The sequence below is a fragment of the Pandoraea thiooxydans genome (genome assembly GCF_001931675.1).
Lineage (GTDB): Bacteria > Pseudomonadota > Gammaproteobacteria > Burkholderiales > Burkholderiaceae > Pandoraea > Pandoraea thiooxydans.
On sequence record NZ_CP014839.1, the window covers coordinates 4,168,278 to 4,186,899 of the forward strand.

Consider the following 18,622-nt stretch of genomic DNA (forward strand, 5'->3'; position numbering starts at 1 on the left):
CCAAACATACAAGCTAACTTTTTATCGATCACATTATGTTCAAGAACCTGACGATCCGCGCCCGCCTGACCATGGCGCTGGGGCTATTCATGGTGCTGCTGGTCGTGGGCGCCGTGCTCGGCATCTACTCGCTCAAGCAGAGCAACGATTCGCTGAACCAGACCTACTCCGTCGACGCCGGCTCGATAGCCAATCTGGGACAGACCTCGAATCAATTACTGCAAGCCCGGCTCACGCTTGCCCGCATCGAGTTCATTGCTGATCCGGGTGACGTCAAGCAGGCCATCGATCTGGTCCAGGACGACATCAAGGCGTCCGACCAGGCCTGGGCGCGCTACCAGGCGGCGCCCAAGGGCGCGGAAGAAAAGTCGCTTGCCGACAAGGTCGCGGTGGCGCGCCAGGCGGTCGTCGATCAAGGGCTGATGCCGGCGCTCAAGGCAATCGAAGCCAGTGACATCGCCGACTATCACTCGAAATCGGTGATGGACATACCGCGCCTGTTCCTGCCTTACGACAGCGCCATCGCCAAGCTCTCGGCGATGCAGTTCGCGCGCGCCAAGGCCCGCTTCGAGGCATCGCAAGCGCGCTACCGGACGCTGCTGTGGCTGGTGAGCATCGGCCTGCTGATCGGCCTGGCGCTGGGCCTGATCACGCGCGTGGCCCTGACCCGCGCGGTGGTCCGGCCGATCGACGACGCCATCGATCATTTCGAGCGCATCGCCGCAGGCGACCTGAGCGCGCGCATCGACGTGTGGAACGATACCGAGACCGGGCGTCTGTTCAAGAGCATCAAACATATGCAGGACAGCCTGAGCCGCACCATCCGCGATGTGCGTGAGGGTACCGACGCGATCGACACGGCGGCGCGGGAGATCTCGGCGGGCAACACGGACCTGTCGGCGCGCACGGAGCAGCAGGCGGCGTCGCTGGAGGAGACGGCCTCGAGCATGGAGGAGCTGACGGCGACGGTCAAGCAGAACGCGGACAACGCGAAGCAGGCGAGCCAGCTGGCGGTCAACGCGTCGGAGATAGCGGGGCGCGGCGGAGTGGTGGTGGGCGAGGTGGTGGACACGATGCACGGGATCTCGGGCAGCTCGAAGAAGATCGTGGACATCATCAGCGTGATCGAGAGCATCGCGTTCCAGACGAACATTCTGGCGCTGAACGCGGCGGTGGAGGCCGCGCGCGCCGGAGAGCAGGGTCGTGGCTTCGCGGTGGTCGCAGGCGAGGTACGCACGCTGGCGCAGCGCAGCGCGGCGGCGGCCAAGGAGATCAAGGAGCTGATCGAGGACTCGGTGGGCAAGGTGGAGAGCGGCTCGCAGCTGGTGGAGCGAGCGGGCCAGACGATGGAAGAGATCGTGCAGGCGGTCAAGCGGGTGACGGACATCATGGGGGAGATCTCGGCGGCGTCGGCCGAGCAAAGCAGCGGGATCGAGCAGGTGAACAAGGCGGTCACGCAGATGGACGAGGTGACGCAGCAGAATGCGGCGCTGGTGGAGCAGGCGGCGGCTGCGGCGGGCTCGCTCGAAGAGCAGGCTCATCGCCTCAAGGATGCCGTCTCGGTGTTCAAGGTCACTGCCGTCGACGAGTTCGCCGACGCGCGCATGACGGCGCCGGGCACGGCGGCCGTCGAGCCCTCGACAGTGCCCGAATCGGTTGCCGCGATCGAACCGGCGGTGATGCCGCTGCCGGCGGCGAAGAACCGCACGCGCAAGCCGGCGGTCGAGGCGGCGCGCGCGCCTGTGCGCACCGGCACCGATAACGGTGCCAGTGACTGGGAAACGTTTTGAAATGAAGCAAGCAAGCCACGCCGGAAATACAGGTCAACTACCCAACGAGGAGCCGAAAATGCAGCGGTTAAGTTTGAATGCGAAATTGTGGTCCGCTACGGTCGTCATGCTGGTGGGCATGTTGGTGCTGGTGGTCTGGGGGGCGCTGCAAACGCGCAACACCATGCTCGAGCAACGCAAGGCCGAGCTCAAGCACATCACTGAAGTTGCCGTGGATATCGCCAAGCTCTATGCGCAACAGGCGGCCGATCACAAACTCAGCGAGGCCGATGCGCAGCGCGAGGCGATGGAAAAAATCGGTGCCATGCGCTATGGCGCCGACGGCTATTTCTCGATCAACAATTCGCACAGCGTGATGCTGATGCATCCCATCAAGCCGCAGCTCGTGGGCAAGGATCTGACCGGCTTCAAGGACCCCAACGGCAAGCTGCTGTTTCCGGCCATCGCCCGCGCCGGCAAGGAGGGCGGAGGCTACGTCGGTTACCTTTGGTCCAAGCCCGGCAGCGAGCAGCCCGTGCCTAAGCTGAGTTATGTCGGCTATTACCAGCCGTGGGACTGGGACATCGTCACGGGCGCCTATATCGACGACATCAACACCGCGTTTTATGCCAACCTCGCGCGCTACATGGCCGTGCTGGTAGTGGTCGGCGCGCTCGCCTCGGCAGTCATGCTGCTGATCATTCGCACCATCAAGCGCAGCCTGGGCGGCGATCCCGAATATGCGGCCGGCATCGCCACCCAGATTGCCGACGGCAACCTGAATGTGAGCGTCAAGGTGCGTGCGGGCGACAACCACAGCCTGCTCCACGCGATGCAACGCATGCAGCAGCAACTGGCCGGCACGATCGGCCGGATCCGCAGCGGCACCGATGCGATGACCGTGGCGGCGCGCGAGATCTCGGCGGGCAACACGGACCTGTCGGCGCGCACGGAGCAGCAGGCGGCGTCGCTGGAGGAGACGGCCTCGAGCATGGAAGAGCTGACGGCGACGGTCAAGCAGAACGCGGACAACGCGAAGCAGGCGAGCCAGCTGGCGGTCAACGCGTCGGAGATAGCGGGGCGCGGCGGAGTGGTGGTGGGCGAGGTGGTGGACACGATGCACGGGATCTCGGGCAGCTCGAAGAAGATCGTGGACATCATCAGCGTGATCGAGAGCATCGCGTTCCAGACGAACATTCTGGCGCTGAACGCGGCGGTGGAGGCCGCGCGCGCCGGAGAGCAGGGTCGTGGCTTCGCGGTGGTCGCAGGCGAGGTACGCACGCTGGCGCAGCGCAGCGCGGCGGCGGCCAAGGAGATCAAGGAGCTGATCGAGGACTCGGTGGGCAAGGTGGAGAGCGGCTCGCAGCTGGTGGAGCGAGCGGGCCAGACGATGGAAGAGATCGTGCAGGCGGTCAAGCGGGTGACGGACATCATGGGGGAGATCTCGGCGGCGTCGGCCGAGCAAAGCAGCGGGATCGAGCAGGTGAACAAGGCGGTCACGCAGATGGACGAGGTGACGCAGCAGAACGCGGCGCTGGTGGAGCAGGCGGCGGCTGCGGCGGGCTCGCTCGAGGAGCAGGCTCATCGCCTCAAGGATGCCGTCTCGGTGTTCCGCATCGGCCAAGGTGCGGCCGACGTCGTTGCCTTGCGGCAGCCGGGAAAACCGGTCAGCGACGACCGCCGCGACCGCGAACCGCAGCATGCCCCGGCGCGCAAGCGCGCGCTGGGTTGATTGCGCGAGAAGCACATGAGCTCGCCGCGCAACCCGCCGCTTTCGTCGCCCCCGCCGGGCCTGCCGGCAAGCGCGCGCCCGGCCAGAACGGCCGGGGGCGACTCGGTGCCGGCGCTCGACAGCGGCCGCGACTTCGTTTTCACCGTCGCGGACTTCGCGCGCATTCGCGACATGATTTACCAACGGGCCGGCATCGCGCTGGCCGAGCACAAGCGGGAAATGGTCTACAGCCGTCTGGCGCGCCGCATGCGCGCGCTCGGGCTGATGCGTTTTAGCGATTATCTCGACCGGCTCGAGGCCGAGCGCGACTCCGGCGAGTGGGAAGCCTTCACCAATGCGCTGACCACCAACCTGACCTCGTTCTTTCGGGAGGCGCATCACTTCCCGCTGCTGGCCGAGTTCGCCCGCTCGCGCGCCAGGCCGCTGTCCATCTGGTGTTGCGCCAGTTCGACCGGCGAAGAGCCGTACTCGATCGCCATGACGCTGCTCGATGCGCTGGGCCCGCGCGCCCAGGCCAGCGTGCTGGCCACCGACGTCGACACGCAGGTGCTCGCGCGCGGCGCGGCCGGCACCTATGCCGCCGAGCAGGGCGGCAAACTGCCGCCCGAATACCTGCGCCGCTTCTTTCTGCGCGGCACCGGTGCGAACGCCGGCAAGATCAAGGTGCGGCCCGAAGTCGCCGCCCTGGTGTCGTTCGCGCAGCTCAACCTGCTCGCGCCGCAATGGCCGGCGCAGGGTCCCTACGATGCGATTTTTTGCCGCAATGTCATGATCTATTTCGACAAGACCACGCAGCGTCGCATCCTCGAGCGCTTTGCTCCGCTGCTCAAGCCCGGCGGCCTGCTGTTCGCCGGGCACTCCGAGAACTTCACCTACGTCACGCAGCAATTCCACCTGCGCGGCCAAACCGTCTACGAACTGGCTCGAGCCGAGGAGCGCGCACCATGAATGCCCCGGTGCTGGCCAAATCGCTGGCGACCAACCTCTATTTCGACCAGCAGTTCGGCTGCCAGGCAGTCAAGCTGCTGCCCAGCGAGTACTACGTTACCAATGCCGACATGATGCTGGTCACGGTGCTGGGCTCGTGCGTGGCGGCCTGCGTGCGCGATACCGTAAGCGGCATCGGCGGCATGAACCACTTCATGCTGCCCGACGAAAACGACAGCGACCGCCTGTTGTCGGCTTCGATGCGTTACGGCGCTTATGCGATGGAAATGCTGCTCAACGAGCTGATCAAGGCGGGCGCGCGCCGCGAGCGGCTCGAGGCCAAAGTGTTCGGCGGCGGCGCGGTGCTCGCCGGCATGACCACGCTCAACATTGGCGATCGCAACGCACAGTTCGTACTGCGCTATCTCGAAGTCGAGCAGATCAAGGTAACCGCTCAGGACCTGCTCGGCGCGCAACCGCGCAAGGTTTGCTTCATGCCGCGCAGCGGCAAGGTCATGGTCAAGAAATTGGGTCAGCGCGGCGACGACGCGATCGTCGTCAAGCGCGAGCAGGATTACGCCCGGCAGTTGCGCGGCAACCAGGTGCGCGGCGCGGTCGAGCTATTTTCCTCGCCGGCGCGCGCCGCGCGCCAGGCGAGTGTGGCGGAGGAAACTTGAAAGAGAAAATCAAAGTCCTGTGCGTGGACGACTCGGCGCTGGTGCGCAGCCTGATGACCGAGATCATCAATGAGCAGCCCGACATGACGGTGGTGGCGACCGCGCCCGATCCGCTGGTCGCGCGCGACCTGATCAAGCGCCACGACCCGGACGTGCTGACGCTGGACGTCGAGATGCCGCGCATGGACGGGCTCGACTTCCTGGAAAAACTCATGCGCCTGCGCCCGATGCCAGTGGTGATGGTGTCGTCGCTGACCGAGCGCAATTCCGAAATCACCCTGCGCGCGCTCGAGCTGGGCGCGGTCGATTTCGTCACCAAGCCGCGCCTGGGCATTCGCGACGGGCTGCTCGAATACGGCGAGATGATTGCCGACAAGATTCGTGCCGCGGCGGGCGCGCGCATCAAAAGCGCGGTGCCGCGTTATCTGAAGCCTGCCGCCAGCGAGGAAGTGCCGCTGCTGCGCAATCCGCTGGTCAGCACGGAAAAACTGATTATCATCGGCGCCTCGACCGGCGGCACCGAAGCGATCCGCGAAGTGCTGCTGCCGTTGCCGCCGGATTGCCCGGCGATCCTGATCACCCAGCATATGCCGGCCGGCTTCACGCGCTCGTTCGCGCAGCGCCTGAATTCGTTGTGCCGGATCACCGTCAAGGAAGCCGAGCACGGCGAGCGGGTCTTGCCGGGGCACGCCTACATCGCGCCGGGCGACACGCACTTGCGGCTCTCGCGCAGCGGCGCGAACTATGTCGCGCTGCTCGATCAGGGGCCGCCGGTGAACCGGCACCGGCCGTCGGTCGATGTATTGTTTCAATCGGCGGCCGAACATGCCGGGCGCAACGCGGTCGGGGTGATCCTCACCGGCATGGGGCGCGACGGCGCGGCCGGGCTGCTGAGCATGCGTCAGGCCGGCGCGCATACGCTGGCGCAGGACGAGGCCAGTTGCGTGGTGTTCGGCATGCCGCGCGAGGCGATCGCGCTGGGCGGCGCCGACGAGATCGTGCCGCTGAGCCAGATGGCGCGGCACGTGATGCAGCAAATCGCGAAATTCGGAGAGCGGGTGCAGCGCGTATAGTGTGCCAATGCGGGTGAGCCAAAACGGGTGAGCCAATACGGCGCTGCCGGGTAAGTTGGGCCAGTTAGCAATAGTGGAGTGATGATGGTGGACAAGAACATGAAGTTTCTCGTGGTCGACGATTTCCCGACGATGCGGCGCATCGTGCGAAATCTCCTCAAGGAACTGGGATTTTCGAATGTCGACGAAGCCGAAGACGGCGTCGTGGGGCTGGCCAAGCTGCGCGGGGGCTCGTTCGAGTTCGTCGTGTCGGACTGGAACATGCCGAACATGGACGGGCTGACCATGCTGCAGCAGATCCGCGCCGATCCGGCGCTGGCCAAGCTGCCGGTGCTGATGGTCACGGCCGAGGCGAAGAAGGAAAACATCATCGCCGCGGCGCAGGCCGGCGCCAGCGGCTACGTCGTCAAGCCGTTTACGGCCGCGACGCTGGACGAGAAGCTCAATAAGATCTTCGAAAAAATGGAAAAAGCGGGGGCCTGAACGTGAGCGAAGACGTCACTCTCCACCCGCCGGGCGAACCCGACGGCGGCCACGTCCCGAGCGACCACGAGCAGGCCGAGCGCATGCTCAACCGCATCGGGCAATTGACCCGCATGCTGCGCGACAACCTGCGTGAGCTAGGGCTCGACAAGCAGATCGAGCAGGCGGCCGAAGCCGTGCCGGACGCCCGCGACCGGCTCAACTACGTGGCCACCATGACCGAGCAGGCGGCCGAGCGCGCCCTCAATGCGATCGAGGCGGCCAAGCCGATCCAGCAGCGCCTGCAGCAGGAAGCCAGCGCGCTCGACGAGCGCTGGTCGCAGTGGTTCGGCGGCCCGCTCGACATGGACGACGCGCGCCGCCTGGTCAACGATACGCGTGCCTATTTGCGGGCGGTGCCGGACGAGACCCGCGCGACCAACGAACAGTTGATGGAAATCATGCTGGCCCAGGACTTTCAGGATCTGACCGGGCAGGTCATCAAGAAGATCATGGAGGTGGTGCGCACCATCGAGAGCCACCTGCTGCAGGTGTTGCTGGAAAACGTCGCCCTGGACAAGCGGCGCGAGAGCGGCGAGCCCCTGCTCAACGGTCCGCAGATCAACCCCGAGGGACGCTCCGACGTGGTCTCCGATCAAGCCCAGGTCGACGACCTGCTGGCCAGCCTCGGCTTTTGAGGCAGGCCTTGCGCGCGTTTTCGTGCGCTTAGTCCGCGGCCGGTGCCGGCACCACCACCGGCCGGTGATAAGCCTGCGGTTTGGACGCGACGCGCACTTGTCCATGAATGCGCGTCTGGTGCTCCGGCGCGAACATGTAGTACGGGAAGGCCGCGGCAGGCGCACTCACCGCATCGAGCCGGGCGAGCAGTGCCGGCTCGAGCGTGAAGTCGAGCGAAGCGAGCGACTGCTGTAGTTGCTCCGGCTTGGTTGCGCCGACGATGATGCTCGACACGCCGCGCTTGCTGGCCAGCCAGTTCAGCGCGACTTGCGCCATGGGTCGACCGACCGCGTCAGCGACCGCCTCGAGCTCGGCGACGATGCCGAAATTGCGTTCGGTCAGTTTATCGAAGCCCGGACCAGGGTTGGCGCTCACCGTTTGCAGGCGACCTTCGCCGAACGCCGCACGGCCGTCCCGCGCCGGCCGATATTTCCCCGAGAGCAGGCCCATGGCCAACGGACTCCACGGAATCAACCCCATGCCCAGCTCGGTGGCCAGATCGCTGAACTCGTGTTCGGCGTTGCGCTCGATCAGCGAGTATTCGATCTGCATTGCGGCAACCGGCTCGAATCCTCGCCAATCGGCCAGGGTCTGTGCCCGGCCGGCGAACCAGGCCGGCGTATCCGACAGACCCACGTAGCGAATCTTGCCTGCCCGCACTGCGTCGTCCATGGCGCGCATGACCTCGTCGACCGGCGTCATCCTGTCCCACGTGTGCAGGTAGTACAAATCGATATAGTCCGTCTTCAATCGTTTGAGCGAGCCGTCGAGCGCGCGCATCAAATTTTTCCGGTGATTGCCACCGGCGTTCGGGTTGCCGGTCTCGCTGTTGTAGCTGTACTTGGTTGCCACCACCATGCGATCGCGCAAGCCGCGCGCCGCAATGAATTGGCCCAACCACGCTTCGCTGGTGCCCGCCGTATACAGGTCGGCGGTGTCGACGAAGTTGCCGCCGGCGTCCACGTAAAGATCGAACAGGCGCTGCGCGGTCGTCTGGTCCGCGCCCCAGCCCCACTCGGTGCCGAAGGTCATGGTGCCCAGCGCAATCGGGCTAACGCGCAGGCCGGAGCGGCCCAGGGTGGTATAGGTTTGCATCATCGTCATGGGAGTCTCCTTCAGGGTGGTTTGCGACGGGTTTGCGCAACTGCATTGGTTGCCATATTGCCCCGACTTGTTTATGTAGAAAAATAGCGTTCTGCTAAAAGGAATATGAAGCTGAACTTCATAAAAGGAGGCGCCATGGATGCCGCTCAACTACCCGCTGTCAGCGCTTTTGCCCGCGTCGCCCAATGTGGCAGTTTCACGCGTGCGGCGGCGGCGCTCGGGGTCTCGCCGTCGGCGCTGTCGCAGACGATCCGGGGCCTTGAAACCCAGCTCGGCGTGCGGCTGCTGCAGCGCACGACCCGCCGCGTGGGGCTGACGGAGGCTGGCGCGCAGTTCCTGCGCAGCGTCATGCCGGCGCTCGAGTCGCTGGCGGTGGCGTTCGACGCCCTCAACGATTGGCGCGCACACCCTGCCGGTACGTTGCGCATCAACTTGTCGCGGGTGGCCAGCGAGTTGCTGGTGATGCCATATCTGGCCGAATTCAGCGCCGCGTATGCCGATATCACGCTTGAGCTGATACTGGACGACGGCATCAGCGATCTGGTGGCCGAAGGCTGCGACGCCGGCATCCGGCTCGGCGAGCGGCTGGCGCAGGACGTCGTCGCGGTGCGTCTGGGCGGCGAGCAGCGCACCATCGTGGCTGGCTCGCCAGCCTATTTCGCACGGCACGGCAAACCGAGCACGCCCGAGGATCTGTGCACGCACGATTGCCTGCGCTACCGTTTCGCCTCGAGTGGCGGCATTTATCGCTGGGAATTCACCCGCGATGGCCGCACTTTCGAGGTCGATCTCAACGGCCGTGTGGTGACCAACGACTTGCGCACCATGGTCGAGGCCGCACTGCAAGGCGTGGGTCTGGTGCATGTGATCGAGGACTACGTGCGTGCGCCGCTGGCCGACGGGCGGCTCGAACGTGTGCTCGACGAGTGGTGCCAGCCCTTTCCCGGGTTTTATCTCTACACGCCAAGCCGCGCGCATATGCCATTGAAATTGCGCGCCTTTATCGACTTCCTGCAGGCAAAGCTCCACCGTTGACGGGTCGCTGGCCTTGCCGCACCGGCGAACAAATTTTGAATAAGACCTTAATCCCGGCCCTGTTTCGCCGATCGCCGCTTGACGTCTTCAACGACAATCGGTCCTGATGGGGTGGGTCTCCCCGCCTACGGTACTGTGAAAAAAGGGCTTTGAAGGGCATGGCTGAAGAGAGCGATCTCGAGCGCACCGAACCTGCGTCCCCCCGGCGCCTCGAACAGGCGCGCGAGGAAGGGCAGGTTGCGCGCTCGCGCGAATTGGCGACGTTCATGTTGCTGGCCGCCGGCGTTGGCGGCCTGTGGGCGATGGCCGGCAGCCTCTCGCAGCATTTCGCCGGGCTGCTGCGGCACAGCCTGAGCTTCGATCAGGCCAGCGCGCTCAACACGCACGTGATGATGGCGCGCGCCGGCGCCTCCGGCCTGGAAACGGTGCGCGTCATGCTGCCGCTGCTGGGCCTGATGGCGCTGGCGGCGCTGGTTGCGCCGATGATGCTGGGCGGCTGGCTGTTTTCGACCAAACCCCTGATGCCGCAATTTTCCCGGCTCAATCCGCTCAAGGGCCTGGGGCGAATGTTTTCCATGCAGAGCCTGGCCGAACTGGTCAAGGCGATCGCCAAGACGATTCTGGTCGGGTGCGTCGCGCTGTGGGTGCTGCTGCGCGACCGCAACCAGGTGTTCGGGCTGATGGGGCAAGCGCCCGACGTGGCGCTGCGCCACGCCGTGCATCTGGTGGGCGAGTCGTGCGCGTTCATCGTCGGCTCGCTGCTGCTGATCGCCGCGCTCGACGTGCCGTTCCAGCTCTGGCAGCACTATCGCAGGCTGCGCATGACGCGCGAGGAACTGCGCAACGAGTACAAGGAAACCGAGGGCGATCCGCACGTCAAGGCGCATATTCGCCAAATGCAGCGCCAGGCGGCGCGGCGCCGCATGATGGCGGCGGTGCCCAAGGCGGACGTGATCGTCACCAACCCGACCCACTTCGCGGTGGCGCTGCAATACGTCGACGACACCATGCGCGCGCCGCGGGTGATCGCCAAGGGCGCCGACCTGGTCGCGCAGCGCATCCGCGAGCTCGGTCTCGAACACGGCGTACCGGTGCTCGAGGCGCCGCCGCTGGCGCGTGCGCTGTACCGCCACACCGACCTCAATCAGGAAATCCCTGCCACCCTCTACAACGCCGTGGCCGAAGTGCTGGCGTGGGTCTATCGGCTGCGCCGCTGGCGCGCCGAGGGCGGCGAGCGCCCGGTCGAGCCGGACGAACTGGCGGTGCCGCCTGAAATGGCGACCGGCGCGCCAGGCGCCGAAGGCGGTGCCGCATGAACGCGCGCGTGAACGACTGGCTGCGCCGCCCCGGCAATCTGCTGGGCGGCAATCTGCGCGCGCTGGCGCCGCCGATCCTGATCATGATGATCCTGGGCATGATGATTCTGCCCTTGCCGCCATTTCTGCTGGATCTGCTGTTTACGTTCAACATCGCGCTGTCGGTGATGGTGCTGCTGGTCAGCATGTACACCCAAAAGCCGCTCGACTTCGCCGCGTTCCCGAGCGTGCTGCTGTTCTCCACCTTGCTGCGGCTGTCGCTCAACGTCGCCTCGACCCGAGTGGTGCTGCTCAAGGGGCACACCGGGGCCGACGCCGCCGGACGCGTGATCGAGGCGTTCGGCCACTTCCTGGTCGGCGGCAACTACGCGGTCGGGATCGTGGTGTTCGTCATCCTGGTCGTCATCAACTTCATGGTGATCACCAAAGGGGCGGGGCGTATCGCAGAAGTGGGCGCTCGCTTTACGTTGGACGCCATGCCTGGCAAGCAGATGGCGATCGATGCCGATCTGAACGCCGGGCTGATCGGCGAGGACGAGGCGCGCCGCCGCCGCGCGGTGATTGCCCAGGAAGCCGATTTCTACGGATCGATGGACGGCGCCAGCAAGTTCGTGCGCGGCGATGCCGTGGCCGGCCTGCTGATCATGGTGATCAACATCGTCGGCGGGCTGATCGTCGGGGTGGTCCAGCACAATATGGATCTGGCCGATGCTGCCAAGACCTACACGCTGCTGACCATCGGCGACGGACTGGTGGCGCAGATCCCGGCACTGGTGATTTCCACCGCGGCCGGCGTGGTGGTCAGCCGCGTGGCCACCGACGAGGATATCGGCCAGCAGGTGATGGGGCAGTTGTTCTCCAATCCGCGCGTGCTGGTCCTGACCGCGGGCATTCTCGGCATGATGGGGCTGATCCCCGGCATGCCGAACCTGGCGTTCCTGCTGCTGGCCGCCGCGCTCGGCGCGCTGGCTCGCTGGCAGCTCAAGCGCGACGCGCTGGCCAAAAGCGGCGCGGCCACGCCGGCACCGGCCCCTGGCCCGGCGGTGGACGTGGCCGAAGCGAGCTGGGACGACGTCACGCTGGTCGACCCGCTCGGCCTGGAAGTCGGCTATCGCCTGATCCCGCTGGTCGATCGCGCGCGCGATGGCGAACTGCTCAAGCGCATCAAGGGCATCCGCAAGAAATTCGCGCAGGAAATCGGTTTCCTCGCGCCGGTGGTGCATATTCGCGACAACCTCGAACTGAAGCCGACCGCCTACCGCATCACCCTCAACGGCGTCGAGATCGGTCACGGCGAAGCGCATCCGGGGCAGTTGCTGGCGATCGATCCCGGCCAGGTCAGCGGCCCGCTGCCCGGCACCCAGACGCGCGATCCGGCGTTCGGCCTGCCGGCCGTGTGGGTCGACCCCAGCCTGCGCGAGCAGGCCAATATGCAGGGTTACACGGTGGTCGACGCCGGCACGGTGGTGGCCACTCACCTGAATCATCTGGTCTATGGCCACGCATCGGAACTGCTGGGCCGTCAGGAAGTGCAGCAGCTGCTCGACCGTATCGGCAAGGACTCGCCGAAGCTCACCGAAGATCTGGTGCCCAAGGCGCTGCCGCTGACCACCGTGCAGAAAGTGCTGCAAAACCTGCTGGACGAAGGTGTGCCGATTCGCGACATGCGCACCATTCTCGATGCGTTGGCCGAGCACGCGCCGCGCGTGACCGACCCGCACGAGCTGACCGCGCTGGTCCGCCTGGCCTTGGGCCGTGCCATTACGCAAGCGCTGTTCCCGGGGCAAGGAGAGCTCCAGGTCATGGGGCTCGATGCCAATCTCGAACGCATCCTCAGCCAGGCGCTGGCGGCCAGCGGCAACGGCGCGGGCGCGGGTCTCGAGCCCGGCCTGGCCGAGACCCTGCTGCGCGAGACGCAGGACGCAATGCGCCGTCAGGAACGGGCGGGCCTGCCGCCGGTGCTGCTGGTGCAACATCCGCTACGCGTGTTGCTGGCGCGCTTCCTGCGCCGCAGCCTGCCGCAACTCAAGGTGCTGTCGTCGGCCGAAGTGCCCGATACCCGCTCCATTAAAGTGACTGCCCTGATCGGAGGTCAAGCTTGAACATCCGTAAATTCGTCGCCGGTACGTGCCGGGACGCATTGCGCCAGATCCGCGAGGAAATCGGCCCCGATGCCGTGGTCCTGTCCAACCGCACGGTGGCCGGCGGCGTAGAAATCGTCGCACTGTGCGAGTCCGATCTGGCGTCGCTCGCAATGGGCTCGCCCGCGACGGCCGCGCCCGCGCCCACGGCGGCTCGCGCGACGACGCTCGACCCGGCATTGGCCGAAGCCATGATCGGCGAGATCCAGTCGATGCGCGGCCTGCTCGAGAACCAGGTGGCCGGCCTGTTGTGGAGCGAGCGCCAGCGCCGCACGCCCGCGCACGGCGAGATCCTGCGTACCCTGCTGGGCAGCGGCTTCAGTGCGCAGCTTGCCAAAACCCTGCTGGAGGCATTGCCGGCGGGGCACGGGCGCGAAGCCGGCCTGGCGTGGGTCAAACAGGCACTGATGCGCAACCTGCCGATCATCGAAAACGAAAACGCGTTGATGGAGCGCGGCGGCGTCTATGCGTTGATGGGCCCGACCGGCGTGGGCAAGACCACTACCACGGCCAAGCTCGCGGCGCGCTTCGTGATGCGCCACGGCGCCGACAAACTGGCGCTGCTGACCACCGACAGCTATCGGATCGGCGCGCACGAGCAGTTGCGCATCTACGCCAAGATCCTCGGCGTGACCGTGCATGCGGTCAAGGACGCGGCCGACTTGCGCCTGATGCTGGCTGAGTTGCGCAACAAGCACACGGTGCTGATCGACACCGTCGGCATGAGCCAGCGCGACCGCACCGTGCCGGAACAGGTCGCCATGCTGTGCGGCACCGATACGCCGGTGCGCCGCCTGTTGCTGCTCAACGCCACCAGTCATGGCGACACGCTCAACGAAGTGGTGCACGCCTATCAGTCGGCCGACGCGGCAAGCCTGGCCGGCTGCATTCTGACCAAGCTCGACGAAGCCACCAACCTGGGGGCGGCGCTCGATACCGTGATCCGCCATCGCCTGTCGGTGTATTACGTCTCGACCGGGCAGCGGGTGCCCGAGAACCTGCACGTGCCGGAGCGCCAGTTCCTGATCGACACGGCATTGAGCGCGACGCGCGAGAACTCGCCGTTCGTGCCTGGCGCGGACGACATGCCGGCGTTGCTCAGCCGCGCCGGCGGCAGCGCCGGCGCTTTTGCCACGGAGGCGCGCCTTGGATAAGCTCGTGCGGGATCAGGCCGAGGGCCTGCGCCGCCTGTTGCGGCGGCACGCGCCGCGCGTGGTGGCGATCGCCGGCGGCACCCCGCGCGGCGGGCAGACCAGTGTCGCCGTCGAGTTGGCGGCAGCGCTGGCGCACCAGGGGCGCGACGTGCTGCTGCTGGACGAAACCGGCCACGCGTGCGCGGCCCTCGGGCTCGCCTCGCATCACCATCTGGACGACGTGCTGGCCGGTGAAATGCCACTGTCGATGGCGCAAACGCGCCTGCGCGACGGCCTTGCCGTGCTGCCGGCCGAGGCGCACAAGATGACCGGCGAGCTCAGCGCGCAGTGGCCCGCGCTGCTTGGCGCGACCGCCCCCGATATCGTCCTGATCGACGCCGCCGCGAGTCCGGCCGCGCCGCTCTCGCCGTTGGCCTGTCACGCGCAGGACGTCATGGTGGTGCTCACCCCGAGCGCTGAATCGATTACCGGCGCCTACGCGTGGATCAAGCGTGCCCACCTGACCCATGCAATTCCGCGCTTTCGCCTGCTGGCCAATCGCGCGGGCGAATCGGAGGCGACCGTGATGTGCCGCAATCTGGCTGGCACCGCCAGCCGCTATCTGGCCGTCGCGCTGGAGCTGGCCGGCTGCGTGCCGGTCGATCGCCAGTTGCAGCAAGCCCGGCAACTGCATCGCTGCGTGGTCGATGCGTTCCCGGCCGCGCCCGCCGCCGTGCAGTTCCGGCAGCTCGCCACGGCGTTGATGCAATGGCCGGCCGCCACGCGCGCGCCACTGCCCCTGGCGCGCAATGGCGCGGCCGGCGGCAGCGGCAGTGTCGGTCTTGCCGCGCAGCCTTGCGCGCGTTGACCATGGGGGACAGCATGTATACGGCGCGCGGCACGGTTCAGACCAGCGATCTACTGGCGCAGTATGCGCCGCTGGTGCGTCGCCTGGCGCTGCAGTTGATGGCCAAGTTGCCGGCCAGCGTAGAACTCGACGATCTGGTGCAGGCCGGCATGCTCGGCCTGCTCGACGCCGAGAGCCGCTATCAGGAAACCCAGGGGGCGCAGTTCGAGACTTACGCGAGCCAGCGCATTCGCGGCGCGATGCTCGACGAGTTGCGCGAAATGGACTGGGCCTCGCGCGGCGTGCGCAAGATCGCGCGCCAGATCGAGCAGTCGGTGCAGCGCCTGCAGCAGCGCCTGGGCCGCTCGCCGGCCGAGAGCGAAATCGCCGCCGACATGCAGGTCTCGCTGGAGGCCTACCAGCAGATGCTGCAAGAGGCGCATGGCTGCCAACTGGTCTATTACGAGGATTTCGAGGGAGACGACGAGGAGCCGTTCCTCGATCGCCTGAGCGCCGACCATCACGCCGATCCGCTGGCCGCACTGCTCGACGACGATCTGCGTCATGTGCTGTCCGACGCCATCGAGCGCCTGCCCGAGCGCGAAAAGCTGCTCATGAGCCTGTACTACGAGCAGGGACTGAACTTGCGGGAAATCGGCGCGGTGCTCGAAGTCAGCGAGTCGCGTGTCTGCCAGTTGCACAGCCAGGCGATCTCGCGCCTGCGCGTGCGTTTGCGCGAGCAGGCCTGGACCACATCGAAGCAATAGATCGTGAGGGGATGGGCGCCGCGGGGGCGTCTGGGGTGGCGGGCAGGCAAAGCGCCGCCCGCGCGGCGCGTCTCAGGCCGTGACGCTGCCGCCGCCGAGCATTGCCTGCTGGCGGCCGTCGGGGCCGTAAAGCGGTTCGCCGGTGCCGAGGTTGAGGGCGGCCAGCGCGCGTTGAGTGTAATTCAGGCGCGTGCGGATCAGGCTGCCGTTGAGATCGTTGTTGCGTTTGGCGGCGGCGGCCAGCGTCAGCAGTTCGGCCCACGCCTGGCCGATCTCGGCGTCGCCTGCGGCGGCAGCCTCGCCACCGGCGCGTCCTGCGCCGAAACCCATTTCGTTCAATTGCCGGTCGCGGCAGCGGCCGTGTTCGGCCAGTTCGGCGACCAGCTGGGCTTTGCGTTCCGTCAATGCCGGCAGCGGCTCGAGCGAGCCGGCCACGAGGGCTCGCTGCTCCTCGTCGAGCACAGCCGCGAAGACCGCGACAGTGGCGTGTTCATTGGCAATGGCGGTCAACAAATCCTGTTTCATGATTTCTTCTGAGCACTCAGCAGATCGCGCACGGTATTGATCAGGCCGCTGGCGATCTTGTCGGGGTTGATGGCGAGCTTGCCCTCGCTGATGGCCTGTTTGAGCTCAGCGACCCGGGCGGTGTCGATATCGGCCGCGCCGGACTGCGCCAGCTGCGTCTGCAGGCTTTGCATCTGGCTGGCCAGCGGACTGAGACTGACGCCGTCGCCCTCCAGACCGCTGCCGGCGCTCGTGCTGGCAGCGCCCGGCCCGCTCGTGCCGGCGTTGTTCGTGGTGCGCGAGGCGCCGCCGCCGACGGCGGACGGTCCGGTCACCTTATTGGCGGATTGTTGGATTTTCATCGTCTTTTCCCAGAATCTTGCCTGTTTAACGGCAGCATCTTGCGGAACTTTAACAGCGTACCGCGGCCCGCGCACTACCCTCCGGCCAGGGGGCGCGTCCTTGGGCCGCCACGGCCTCGCGGCGCCTCACAACGAAACGATGACCTCCACCCCGCCGGAGCGGTCGTGGGCTACCACGCCGCTGACCACTTGCCCCGAGCGCATCCGCACCTGAACCATTTGGCCCACGCTGGCGCGCGTCAGAACCTGGCCCTCCGCGCTGACTTCGAAATGACTGCCCTTGGCGACCACGCGCAAATTCTGACCCTGCTGCACGACGATGGCACCGTGCAGTAAATCTTGCCGAATCGGCAGGCCGGCGGTAATCATGTTTTGCGCTACCTGACCGACCGCCTGACTCGGGTCGGTCACGATCGAGCGCGGCAATAGTGTCAGATCGCCTTGCCGCGCGATCAGGTCGCCGGCTTGAATCGTTTGTCCGGCACTGATCTGGCGCCCGGCCACGAAATAGGTCGCATCGACCGCGATGCGCGCCTGCAGATAAAGCGTCCAGGGCCGCGCGCCGCTGCAGCGCACACCCACGCTGGTGGTGCCCCACAGTCGGGCGCCCGGCGGCAGGAACGCCTCCATCGCGGTGCACGCCGCCATGCGGTTCGAGACCGCCTCGCCCAGCGTGATCTTGACGGTGCCGGGCATGCCGCCGGTCTGCGCCTGCAGGAACGACAGCGCCGTCTGGCGGATCGTCTGCGGATCCTGCCACGCAATCGACGGGGCCGCCGGCGCGGTTGCGGCAAGTGCCGGCGAGCCCGCGCACAGCAGCGTGAACAAGGCCGCGAGCAGGCATCGCGCGCGGCGCGCCAGGGCGGGATTGGGCAGCTTGGTCGTCATCGTTTCGGATCCACTGGTACGGCGCCGGCGCAGTTGCGCCGGGTCTTGCGCCGAGTCTTTTTCACGCTTGCATTCTAGCCACGCAAGGGCGCGGGGCATGGGTGGAATTGGACGGCAATTTGCGGCCTGTTCGAGCAATTGATCGTGGCGTGACGAATCTAGAATGCCTCACATGCCAAAAGGTCTCGAGGCGTTGGTGCGGACGTTGCCCGCATTGCCGCGACGAGTCCCGCGGCACCGCCAAACCATTGGAGCGCGCCGGGGCGCGCCACAGTCGAGGACAGCATGGTCGACAAACTGGATGCAGCTTTGCGTTTTAACCAGGACGCGCTGGATTTACGGGCCTACCGTCAGGAAGTCCTGTCGTCCAACATCGCCAACGCCGATACGCCGGGATACAAGGCGCGCGACTTTGCTTTCGGCAGCGCGCTGGCGCAGGCCGTCGAGCGTGGCGCGCAAAGTGCGCAAGCCGCCCCGGCGCAACCCGGCGGGCCTGTGCTGCTGCGCACTTCGGCGCGACAGTTCGCCGGCCAGGCGATGCCGTCGACCAATGCCGGTGCGCCGGCGGGCGTCGATCTCGCGTACCGGGTGCCCTATCAGCCGAGCGTGGACGGCAATACCGTCGACCTGGACAACGAGCGGGTCAGGTTCGCCGATAACGTCGTGCACTACGAGACGGGCCTGACGGTCATTTCCAACCAGATCAAGCAAATGCTGGCGGCGATCCAGCAATAGGGGTGAATCCATGGCAATGATGAGCATTTTCGACGTGGCCGGTTCGGCCATGACCGCACAGTCCGAGCGCATGAACGTGGCCGCCAGCAACATGGCCAACGCCGACAGCGTGACGGGTCCGGACGGCCAGCCCTATCGCGCGCGGCAGGTGGTGTTTCAGGTCGATCCGGCCGGCCAGGGCGTGGGTGGCGTGCGCGTGGCGGGCGTGATCCAGGACCCGTCGCCGATGAAACAGGTCTACGACCCGAAAAACCCGGCGGCCGACGCCAAAGGCTACGTGACCATGCCCAACGTCGACATGACCGACGAAATGGTCAACATGATTTCGGCCTCGCGTTCGTACCAGGCCAACGTCGAAGTGCTCAACACGGCCAAGACGTTGATGCTCAAGACACTCACGATCGGCCAATAA

At 66.4% G+C, this 18,622-nt stretch carries 19 protein-coding genes; 15 read left to right on the plus strand and 4 right to left on the minus strand.

The features are described from left to right. Positions 1–35 precede the first annotated feature (35 nt). The 7 genes from PATSB16_RS21250 to cheZ all read left to right on the plus strand — a co-directional run bounded on the left by PATSB16_RS21250 (position 36) and on the right by cheZ (position 7,338). Positions 36–1,790, plus strand: coding sequence for a methyl-accepting chemotaxis protein (locus PATSB16_RS21250; RefSeq protein ID WP_047215610.1), 1,755 nt, complete (start codon positions 36–38; stop codon positions 1,788–1,790). 58 nt (positions 1,791–1,848) lie between these two features. Next, positions 1,849–3,501 (plus strand): methyl-accepting chemotaxis protein, encoded by a 1,653-nt coding sequence (locus PATSB16_RS19235; protein WP_083566608.1) that lies wholly within the window; start codon positions 1,849–1,851, stop codon positions 3,499–3,501. 15 nt (positions 3,502–3,516) lie between these two features. After that, entirely contained in the window at positions 3,517–4,449 is a 933-nt protein-coding gene (locus tag PATSB16_RS19240) for a CheR family methyltransferase (protein WP_083566609.1), read from the plus strand. Then, positions 4,446–5,105: a chemoreceptor glutamine deamidase CheD gene (gene cheD / locus PATSB16_RS19245; protein ID WP_047215611.1), complete on the plus strand. Its 660-nt coding sequence runs from the start codon at positions 4,446–4,448 to the stop codon at positions 5,103–5,105. The genes PATSB16_RS19240 and cheD overlap by 4 nt, the downstream gene beginning before the upstream one ends. Before the next feature lie 53 nt (positions 5,106–5,158). Then, positions 5,159–6,178 carry a protein-glutamate methylesterase/protein-glutamine glutaminase gene (locus PATSB16_RS19250; protein ID WP_047216767.1) on the plus strand — a complete coding sequence of 340 codons (1,020 nt, stop codon included), beginning with the start codon at positions 5,159–5,161 and terminating at the stop codon, positions 6,176–6,178. An 87-nt stretch (positions 6,179–6,265) separates the two neighbouring features. Continuing rightward, positions 6,266–6,661, plus strand: a complete 396-nt coding sequence (cheY, locus tag PATSB16_RS19255; RefSeq protein WP_206093720.1) for a chemotaxis response regulator CheY — start codon at positions 6,266–6,268, stop codon at positions 6,659–6,661. Then, on the plus strand, positions 6,658–7,338 hold the full coding sequence (gene cheZ / locus PATSB16_RS19260; protein ID WP_072628572.1) for a protein phosphatase CheZ: 681 nt from the start codon (positions 6,658–6,660) through the stop codon (positions 7,336–7,338). The genes cheY and cheZ overlap by 4 nt, the downstream gene beginning before the upstream one ends. Positions 7,339–7,366: 28 nt before the next feature. Here cheZ and PATSB16_RS19265 read toward each other — a convergent pair whose 3' ends face one another. Then, on the minus strand, positions 7,367–8,482 hold the full coding sequence (locus PATSB16_RS19265) for an aldo/keto reductase (protein WP_083566610.1): 1,116 nt from the start codon (positions 8,480–8,482) through the stop codon (positions 7,367–7,369). Between the two features lie 135 nt (positions 8,483–8,617). Between PATSB16_RS19265 and PATSB16_RS19270 the strand changes: the two genes are divergently transcribed. From PATSB16_RS19270 to PATSB16_RS19295, 6 genes are all read left to right on the plus strand, one after another. After that, the gene (locus PATSB16_RS19270; RefSeq protein WP_047215612.1) at positions 8,618–9,517 is read left to right on the plus strand and encodes a LysR family transcriptional regulator; all 900 of its coding nucleotides are present in this window, start codon (positions 8,618–8,620) and stop codon (positions 9,515–9,517) included. 158 nt (positions 9,518–9,675) lie between these two features. After that, the gene (gene flhB / locus PATSB16_RS19275; RefSeq protein WP_047215613.1) at positions 9,676–10,833 is read left to right on the plus strand and encodes a flagellar biosynthesis protein FlhB; all 1,158 of its coding nucleotides are present in this window, start codon (positions 9,676–9,678) and stop codon (positions 10,831–10,833) included. Further along, positions 10,830–12,935 (plus strand): flagellar biosynthesis protein FlhA, encoded by a 2,106-nt coding sequence (gene flhA, locus PATSB16_RS19280; protein ID WP_047215614.1) that lies wholly within the window; start codon positions 10,830–10,832, stop codon positions 12,933–12,935. The genes flhB and flhA overlap by 4 nt, the downstream gene beginning before the upstream one ends. Beyond that, positions 12,932–14,128 carry a flagellar biosynthesis protein FlhF gene (gene flhF / locus PATSB16_RS19285; protein WP_047215615.1) on the plus strand — a complete coding sequence of 399 codons (1,197 nt, stop codon included), beginning with the start codon at positions 12,932–12,934 and terminating at the stop codon, positions 14,126–14,128. Before flhA ends, flhF begins: the two co-directional genes overlap by 4 nt. Next, positions 14,121–14,975: a MinD/ParA family ATP-binding protein gene (locus PATSB16_RS19290; protein ID WP_052892756.1), complete on the plus strand. Its 855-nt coding sequence runs from the start codon at positions 14,121–14,123 to the stop codon at positions 14,973–14,975. Before flhF ends, PATSB16_RS19290 begins: the two co-directional genes overlap by 8 nt. Before the next feature lie 14 nt (positions 14,976–14,989). Next, entirely contained in the window at positions 14,990–15,721 is a 732-nt protein-coding gene (locus tag PATSB16_RS19295) for an RNA polymerase sigma factor FliA (RefSeq protein WP_047216771.1), read from the plus strand. Between the two features lie 72 nt (positions 15,722–15,793). On the opposite strand, the gene PATSB16_RS19300 is transcribed toward PATSB16_RS19295, so the two are convergent. From PATSB16_RS19300 to flgA, 3 genes are all read right to left on the minus strand, one after another. Continuing rightward, entirely contained in the window at positions 15,794–16,246 is a 453-nt protein-coding gene (locus PATSB16_RS19300) for a flagella synthesis protein FlgN (protein ID WP_047215616.1), read from the minus strand. Then, positions 16,243–16,587, minus strand: a complete 345-nt coding sequence (gene flgM, locus PATSB16_RS19305; protein WP_047215617.1) for a flagellar biosynthesis anti-sigma factor FlgM — start codon at positions 16,585–16,587, stop codon at positions 16,243–16,245. The genes PATSB16_RS19300 and flgM overlap by 4 nt, the downstream gene beginning before the upstream one ends. 126 nt (positions 16,588–16,713) lie before the next feature. Beyond that, entirely contained in the window at positions 16,714–17,475 is a 762-nt protein-coding gene (gene flgA, locus PATSB16_RS19310; protein WP_072628573.1) for a flagellar basal body P-ring formation chaperone FlgA, read from the minus strand. 285 nt (positions 17,476–17,760) lie between these two features. Between flgA and flgB the strand changes: the two genes are divergently transcribed. Together flgB and flgC are read left to right on the plus strand one after the other, a co-directional pair. Continuing rightward, positions 17,761–18,210, plus strand: a complete 450-nt coding sequence (gene flgB / locus PATSB16_RS19315; RefSeq protein ID WP_047215618.1) for a flagellar basal body rod protein FlgB — start codon at positions 17,761–17,763, stop codon at positions 18,208–18,210. A 10-nt stretch (positions 18,211–18,220) separates the two neighbouring features. Continuing rightward, positions 18,221–18,622: a flagellar basal body rod protein FlgC gene (gene flgC / locus PATSB16_RS19320; RefSeq protein WP_047215619.1), complete on the plus strand. Its 402-nt coding sequence runs from the start codon at positions 18,221–18,223 to the stop codon at positions 18,620–18,622.

What these genes read in the sequence shown, in the direction of transcription:
- PATSB16_RS21250 (WP_047215610.1), top strand. Translation starts at nt 36, where the DNA reads ATGTTCAAGAACCTGACGATCCGCGCCCGCCTGACCATGGCGCTGGGG.
- PATSB16_RS19235 (WP_083566608.1), top strand. Translation starts at nt 1,849, where the DNA reads ATGCAGCGGTTAAGTTTGAATGCGAAATTGTGGTCCGCTACGGTCGTC.
- PATSB16_RS19240 (WP_083566609.1), top strand. Translation starts at nt 3,517, where the DNA reads ATGAGCTCGCCGCGCAACCCGCCGCTTTCGTCGCCCCCGCCGGGCCTG.
- cheD (WP_047215611.1), top strand. Translation starts at nt 4,446, where the DNA reads ATGAATGCCCCGGTGCTGGCCAAATCGCTGGCGACCAACCTCTATTTC.
- PATSB16_RS19250 (WP_047216767.1), top strand. Translation starts at nt 5,159, where the DNA reads ATGACCGAGATCATCAATGAGCAGCCCGACATGACGGTGGTGGCGACC.
- PATSB16_RS19265 (WP_083566610.1), bottom strand. Translation starts at nt 8,482, where the DNA reads ATGACGATGATGCAAACCTATACCACCCTGGGCCGCTCCGGCCTGCGC.
- PATSB16_RS19270 (WP_047215612.1), top strand. Translation starts at nt 8,618, where the DNA reads ATGGATGCCGCTCAACTACCCGCTGTCAGCGCTTTTGCCCGCGTCGCC.
- flhB (WP_047215613.1), top strand. Translation starts at nt 9,676, where the DNA reads ATGGCTGAAGAGAGCGATCTCGAGCGCACCGAACCTGCGTCCCCCCGG.
- flhA (WP_047215614.1), top strand. Translation starts at nt 10,830, where the DNA reads ATGAACGCGCGCGTGAACGACTGGCTGCGCCGCCCCGGCAATCTGCTG.
- PATSB16_RS19295 (WP_047216771.1), top strand. Translation starts at nt 14,990, where the DNA reads ATGTATACGGCGCGCGGCACGGTTCAGACCAGCGATCTACTGGCGCAG.
- PATSB16_RS19300 (WP_047215616.1), bottom strand. Translation starts at nt 16,246, where the DNA reads ATGAAACAGGATTTGTTGACCGCCATTGCCAATGAACACGCCACTGTC.
- flgM (WP_047215617.1), bottom strand. Translation starts at nt 16,587, where the DNA reads ATGAAAATCCAACAATCCGCCAATAAGGTGACCGGACCGTCCGCCGTC.
- flgA (WP_072628573.1), bottom strand. Translation starts at nt 17,475, where the DNA reads ATGACGACCAAGCTGCCCAATCCCGCCCTGGCGCGCCGCGCGCGATGC.
- flgB (WP_047215618.1), top strand. Translation starts at nt 17,761, where the DNA reads ATGGTCGACAAACTGGATGCAGCTTTGCGTTTTAACCAGGACGCGCTG.
- flgC (WP_047215619.1), top strand. Translation starts at nt 18,221, where the DNA reads ATGGCAATGATGAGCATTTTCGACGTGGCCGGTTCGGCCATGACCGCA.